The organism is Streptomyces sp. NPDC104831 (assembly GCF_055583025.1).
In genome coordinates this window covers 78,340-84,825 of record NZ_JBVJOT010000005.1, presented here as the reverse complement: position 1 = coordinate 84,825, position 6,486 = coordinate 78,340, and the positions used below count along the sequence as shown (strand labels likewise).

Here is a 6,486-nt window from a genome sequence, read left to right as displayed (position 1 = left end):
GAGTGGGGGTTGAGGTGTGTGTTCTCCGGCTTTGTCCCGGCCGGGAAAGCTGCCCCATCCAGGAAACACCCCACGGACCGCCCCCCCCCTTGGGGTCCCCCGGCCCGTGTTTCACGTGAAACGCTCCTGGCGGCTCGTACCGCGCCAACCGGCCGGAACCGGCCTAGCCCTCCTGGCCGGCGAAGAAGCCTCCGCCGTCGCCGCCGTTGCCGTTCCCATTGCCGTTGCCGTTGCCGTTGCCCCGGGTGTTCCCGGTCCCGGTGGTCTCCGTGCCCGAGGGCGTCGGAATGGTGCCTCCGTCGGTACCGCCCGTGTCCGTGCCGCCCAGGCCGCCTCCGTTGCCGCCACCGCCGGTGCCGTTGCCGTTGCCGTTGCCGTCGCAGTTGTCGCCCCACCCGAAATCGCAGGTCTCGCTCGCCGAGGGAGACGGCGTGGGCGTCGTCTTGCTCGGGGTCGGGGTCGGGGTCGGGGTCGGCGTCGGGGTCGGCTTCGGGGTGAAGCTCGGCGTCGGCGAGGGGGCTCCCGCCTGGTCCTGGACCGTGCCGATCTCGGTGGCCTTCGGGAAGCCCGGATCGTTCTTGCCCTTGAGCGCGGCCTTCATGTACTCGGTCCACACCAGCGTCGGGATGTCACCGCCGTGGATGGAATCCGTGTTCGCCGTGCCGTTCATGGACAGCAGCTTGTGGTCCTTGGGGTTCTCGCGGAACATCGCCACCGAGGTCGACAGCTGCTGGGTGTAACCGACGAACCAGGCCGACTTGTTCTCGTCGGTGGTACCGGTCTTGCCCGCCGCCGTCCGGCCGAGAGCCTTGGCGTTCTTGCCGGTGCCGTTCTGGATGACGTTCTCCAGGACGTCCGTGATGTTGTTGGCGATGTTGGAGTCCAGCGCCTGCGTGGGCTTCGGCTTCGGCTTGACGAAGCTGGGCGCGTCGGTGCCGTTCAGCTTGACCGCGGTGACGGAGTACGGCTCCGTCTGCTTGCCGGAGGCGGCGAAGGTCGCGTAGGCGTCGGCCATGCGGATCGCGCTGGGCGTGGAGGTGCCGATGGCGAAGGACGGGTTGAGGTCCTGCGACATGCTCTGGGGGAGGATGCCGGTCTTCCGGGCGACGTCCCGGACCTTGGTCATCCCCACGTCGACACCGAGCTGCACGAAGGGCGTGTTGATGGACTGCTCCATCGCCTTGCGCAGGGTGATGTAACCCCAGGGGCGGGGCCCCTCGTTGTTCTGGTAGAAGTAGGAGTTGTCCTTGTTGAGGTAGTACGTCCCATCCGGCTTGCGGACCTTGAGATGGTCGTTGCCGTTGTACTTGCTCAGCGGGGAGACGCCCTGCCCGCCGGACTTGTACGTCCCGTACTCCATGGCGGCGGCGAGCACGAAGGGCTTCCAGGTCGAACCCACGGGGACACCGGAGGTGTCCGCGTTGTTGGTGAAGTGGCCGTTCTCGTAACCGTCGCCGCCGTACAGCGCGACGATCGCGCCGTCCTTGGGCTTCACCGAGGCCGCGCCGAACTGGACGTACTTGTCCAGCTCCCGGTGCTCGGGGTCGAGGCGGTCCTTCTGGACGCTCTTCACGGCCTTGGCCAGCGCGCTGACCTTGTCCTTCTCGAAGGTCGTGTAGATCTGGTAACCGCCCCTGTCGAACTGCGCCTCCGTGATGTCGGAGTGGGCGATGACGTACTTCTTCGCCGTGTCGACCAGATAGCTGACCTGGCCGGTCATGCCCCTGGTCGCCTTGCGGCCGTCGGGCTTGGGGTACTGGGCGATGGCTTCCTTGTACTGGGCGTCGCCGAGGTGCTTGTCCTTGTGCATCTCGCCGAGGATCCAGGCCCAGCGTTCCCTGGAGCGCTTCTCGTTGGCCTGCGGGGTCGCCGTCTTGTCGAGGTCCTGGTTGCCCGCGGGGTCGTAGTACGTCGGGCCCTTGAGCAGCGCGGCGAGGACGGCGCACTCGCTCGGCTTGAGGTCGACCGCGTTCTTGCCGTAGTAGGTCTGCGCCGCGGCCTGGATGCCGTACGCGCCCCGCCCGAAGTACGAGGTGTTCAGGTAGCCCTGCAGGATCTGGTCCTTGTCGAGCTTCGTGCCCACCTTTATGGAGATGAACATCTCCTTGAACTTGCGGGTGACGGTCTGTTCCTGGCTCAGGTACGTGTTCTTCACGTACTGCTGGGTGATCGTCGAACCACCCTGCGTCTGGCCGCCCCGGGCCATGTTGGCCATGGCGCGCGCGATGCCCATGGGGTCGACGCCGGAGTCGTCGTAGAACGACTTGTTCTCGGCGGAGATCACCGCGTACCGCATCGCCTCGGGAATCTGGTCGATGCTGACGTTCTGCCGGTTGACGCCGGTGCCCGTGGCCACCATCTGGGTACCGTCGGCCCAGTAGTAGACGTTGTTCTGCGACTTGGCCGCGTCGTTCTCGTTCGGGATCGACACCATCGCGTAACCGACGCCGATCATCACCACCAGGCTGCCGACGAAGCCGATGAACAGCCCGCTGACCAGCTTCCAGGACGGCACCCAGCGCCGCCAGCCGTCCTTGCCGGCCCGGGGGTAGTCGATGAACCGCTTCTTGCCGGGCGCAGTCGTCGCCCGGCCCCTGCCGCGTCCGGGGCCGGTCGCCCCGCCCGGACCGCCGCGCCGGCCCCCCGGGCCCGTGTTCTCGGCGCCACGGCGCCGGCCGCCTCGCTGCGCCGCGCGGCGTGCCTCGGCACGGCCGCCGTAGGCGCGCTCCTCACCTCCCGGTCCCATGGGCTCCGACTCATAGGAATGGGACCCATAGGAGTCGGCAGGAGACCCGGTGGCGCCTCGCGGTGCCGCCCGGCGGCCGGAGGACGAGCCGGACTGGCCGCGTCGGGCCGCGGCACGTCCGCCTCCCTGCGGCTGCGGCGGTTTGCGACGGTGCTCGCTCATCGAACGATTACTCCTCGGGCAGGCGCACCCGTGCGCGCCTGAAACGGCGGCTGGTTTCCGGTCCCCCCGGAGTACGGATGTGGTCGGTTCCGCATTCACCCGTACTGCACCGGGGACGTGGACGCTCCCCAGGCGTCACGCGGTTCCCGGTGGTGTCCATGCCGCACAGACTACGCACCGCCAAAACCCGCCGGGCCCCGAAGTTCACCCCAAAACAGGCAACTTGCCTCCTACGAATCGGTGATGTGATCCCGTTCACCGCCGTCCCCCTTGTCGCATGTGACGGGTCGTTCTATCGTCGTGATGTATCGAACCGATACATCAGCGCGAGATAAGACGCTGACAGGCACTGTGAGACCTGCGGGACGGACCCGCGGGCCGGGAGGAGGCGACGATGAGCCGGCGCTCCGGCATCCTCGAGTTCGCCGTGCTCGGCCTGCTGCGGGAGTCCCCGATGCACGGCTACGAGCTGCGCAAACGGCTGAACACGTCGCTGGGTGTGTTCCGAGCGTTCAGCTACGGGACGCTCTACCCCTGCCTCAAGGCGCTGGTCGCCAGCGGCTGGCTGGTCGAGGAGCCCGGGAACACCCACGAGGACGCCCTTGCCGCTCCGCTCGCCGGACGCCGCGCCAAGATCGTTTACCGGCTGACGGCGGAAGGCAAGGAGCACTTCGAGGAGCTGCTCTCGCAGACCGGCCCCGACGCCTACGAGGACGAGCACTTCGCCGCGCGGTTCGCCTTCTTCGGGCAGACCTCGCGCGATGTGCGCATGCGCGTCCTGGAGGGCCGGCGCAGTCGCCTGGAGGAGCGCCTGGAGAAGATGCGCGCCTCGCTCACGCGCACCCGGGAGCGCCTCGACGACTACACGCTTGAGCTCCAGCGCCACGGAATGGAGTCCGTGGAGCGCGAAGTGCGCTGGCTGAACGAGCTCATCGAGAGCGAGCGGGCCGGGCGGGACCTGAGGGGTTCCGCGTCCGGGGGGCCCGCTCAGCAGGACACCACCACTGGATCGACGGGCGGCCTGCCCCGTCGCGGGGAGGCTCCCCGCACGGATACGCCCGACGACACCGCCACGTGAGACCCAGTCAGGGCCTCACTCGTACACACAGGGAGCAACCGGAATGGGTTCGGTTCGCGTAGCCATCGTCGGCGTGGGCAACTGCGCCGCGTCGCTGGTGCAGGGAGTCGAGTACTACAAGGACGCCGACCCGGCGTCCAAGGTCCCCGGCCTGATGCACGTGCAGTTCGGTGACTACCACGTGCGCGACGTCGAGTTCGTCGCGGCGTTCGACGTCGACGCCAAGAAGGTCGGTCTGGACCTGGCGGACGCCATCGGCGCCTCCGAGAACAACACCATCAAGATCTGCGACGTGCCCAGCACCGGTGTCACGGTCCAGCGCGGCCACACCCTCGACGGCCTCGGCAAGTACTACCGCGAGACCATCGAGGAGTCCGCCGAGGAGCCGGTCGACGTCGTCCAGGTCCTGAAGGACAAGCAGGTCGACGTCCTGGTCTGCTACCTGCCCGTGGGTTCCGAGGATGCGGCGAAGTTCTACGCCCAGTGCGCCATCGACGCCAAGGTCGCCTTCGTCAACGCCCTCCCGGTCTTCATCGCCGGCACCAAGGAGTGGGCGGACAAGTTCACCGAGGCGGGCGTCCCGATCGTCGGTGACGACATCAAGTCCCAGGTCGGCGCCACCATCACGCACCGCGTCATGGCGAAGCTGTTCGAGGACCGGGGTGTCATCCTCGACCGCACGATGCAGCTGAACGTCGGCGGCAACATGGACTTCAAGAACATGCTCGAGCGCGAGCGCCTGGAGTCCAAGAAGATCTCCAAGACGCAGGCCGTCACCTCCCAGATCCCCGACCGGGACCTCGGCGAGAAGAACGTCCACATCGGCCCGTCCGACTACGTGGCCTGGCTGGACGACCGCAAGTGGGCCTACGTCCGCCTGGAGGGCCGCGCCTTCGGTGACGTTCCGCTGAACCTGGAGTACAAGCTCGAGGTCTGGGACTCCCCGAACTCCGCCGGTGTCATCATCGACGCCCTGCGCGCCGCGAAGATCGCCAAGGACCGCGGCATCGGTGGCCCGATCCTGTCGGCATCCTCGTACTTCATGAAGTCCCCGCCGGTCCAGTACTTCGACGACGAGGCCCGCGAGAACGTCGAGAAGTTCATCCGCGGCGAGGTCGAGCGCTGAGGCGCTGAGAACCGCTCGCACGAAACGCTCCTGCCAGGGCTGTGAAGGTCCCCGGGTCCGCCGACCCGGGGACCTTCCGCATATGTGAGGCTGTCGGCCATGCCCGTCGTCCGTGACCTGCGTCTGCTGTGGAGCCTGCTGCACTTCCGGCGCCTGCTGTGCGTGCGCCTCCTCTCCCAGGGCGCCGACGGGGTCTACCAGGTCGCGCTGGCCGCGTACGTCGTCTTCTCCCCGGAGAAACAGACCTCGGCCGCCGCCATCGCCTCCGCCATGGCCGTCCTGCTGCTCCCCTACTCCCTGGTCGGCCCCTTCGCCGGTGTCCTGCTGGACCGCTGGCGGCGCCGGCAGGTCTTCGTGTACGGCAATCTGCTGCGGGCCCTGCTGGCGGCAATCACCGCCGTGCTGATCACCGGCCACGCACCCGACTGGCTGTTCTACGCCTCCGCACTGTGCGTCACGGCCGTCAACCGCTTCGTGCTCGCCGGGCTCTCCGCCGCCCTGCCCCGGGTCGTCGACGCCGAGCGCCTGGTGATCGCCAACTCGCTCTCCCCGACGGCCGGCACCCTCGCCGCGACCGCGGGAGGGGCCCTGGCCTTGGGCGTACGGGTGGTGGCGTCCGGTTCCGACGCCGCGGTGGTGCTGTGCGGTGCCCTGCTGTACCTGGGCGCCGGCCTAGCGTCCCTGCGCCTGGCCCCCGGCCTCCTCGGCCCCGACCGCCGCCCGGCCCGTCCCCGTCTCGGGGCGGCGCTGGCCGAGACGGCACGGGACCTGACGGCGGCCATCCGACACCTGGCCGCACCCCGGCGGCGGGAGGCGGCCTGGGCCCTGGCCGCCATGACACTGATGCGCTTCTGCTACGGAGCACTCCTCGTCCTGCTGCTCATGCTCTGCCGCTACGCCCTGGCCGACGCGCCCGGGGAGGGGCTGCGGCTGCTGGGGGCGGCGCTGGCGCTGTCCGGCGCCGGGTTCTTCGCGGCGGCCGTGGTGACGCCCTGGGCCGCGGGACGACTCGGCCCCCGCCGCTGGATCGTGGTGTGCTCCGCCGCGGCCATGGTGCTGGAACCCGCACTGGGGCTTCCGTTCGCCACCGTTCCCCTCATGGTCGCCGCCTTCGTCCTGGGTCTGATCACCCAGGGGGCCAAGATCGCCACGGACACGATCGTCCAGGGATGCGTGGAGGACGGCTTCCGGGGCCGGGTCTTCTCCGTGTACGACGTCCTCTTCAACGTCGCGTTCGTCGGTGCGGCGGGGGTGGCGGCCCTCATGCTTCCGCCGGACGGCCGCTCGGCAGCACTGGTGGTGCTCGTCGCCGTCATCTACGGAGCGATCGCCGTGACCCTGTCCCGCATCCGGTACCGATGAGCCGACGGGGCG

The 6,486-nt window shown here is 68.9% G+C and carries 4 protein-coding genes; 3 read left to right on the top strand and 1 reads right to left on the bottom strand.

Translation table 11 applies throughout. The features are described from left to right. Positions 1 to 163 precede the first annotated feature (163 nt). Positions 164 to 2,908, bottom strand: coding sequence for a transglycosylase domain-containing protein (locus ACZ63H_RS05315; RefSeq protein ID WP_469862341.1), 2,745 nt, complete (start codon positions 2,906 to 2,908; stop codon positions 164 to 166). Between the two features lie 394 nt (positions 2,909 to 3,302). Between ACZ63H_RS05315 and ACZ63H_RS05310 the strand changes: the two genes are divergently transcribed. The 3 genes from ACZ63H_RS05310 to ACZ63H_RS05300 all read left to right on the top strand — a co-directional run bounded on the left by ACZ63H_RS05310 (position 3,303) and on the right by ACZ63H_RS05300 (position 6,474). Beyond that, positions 3,303 to 3,986: a PadR family transcriptional regulator gene (locus tag ACZ63H_RS05310; protein ID WP_469862340.1), complete on the top strand. Its 684-nt coding sequence runs from the start codon at positions 3,303 to 3,305 to the stop codon at positions 3,984 to 3,986. Positions 3,987 to 4,029: 43 nt separating this feature from the next. Continuing rightward, on the top strand, positions 4,030 to 5,112 hold the full coding sequence (locus ACZ63H_RS05305) for an inositol-3-phosphate synthase (RefSeq protein ID WP_030615128.1): 1,083 nt from the start codon (positions 4,030 to 4,032) through the stop codon (positions 5,110 to 5,112). 99 nt (positions 5,113 to 5,211) lie between these two features. Then, a complete protein-coding gene (locus tag ACZ63H_RS05300; protein ID WP_469862338.1) occupies positions 5,212 to 6,474 on the top strand; it encodes an MFS transporter in 1,263 nt (420 codons plus the stop codon). Positions 6,475 to 6,486: the final 12 nt, after the last annotated feature.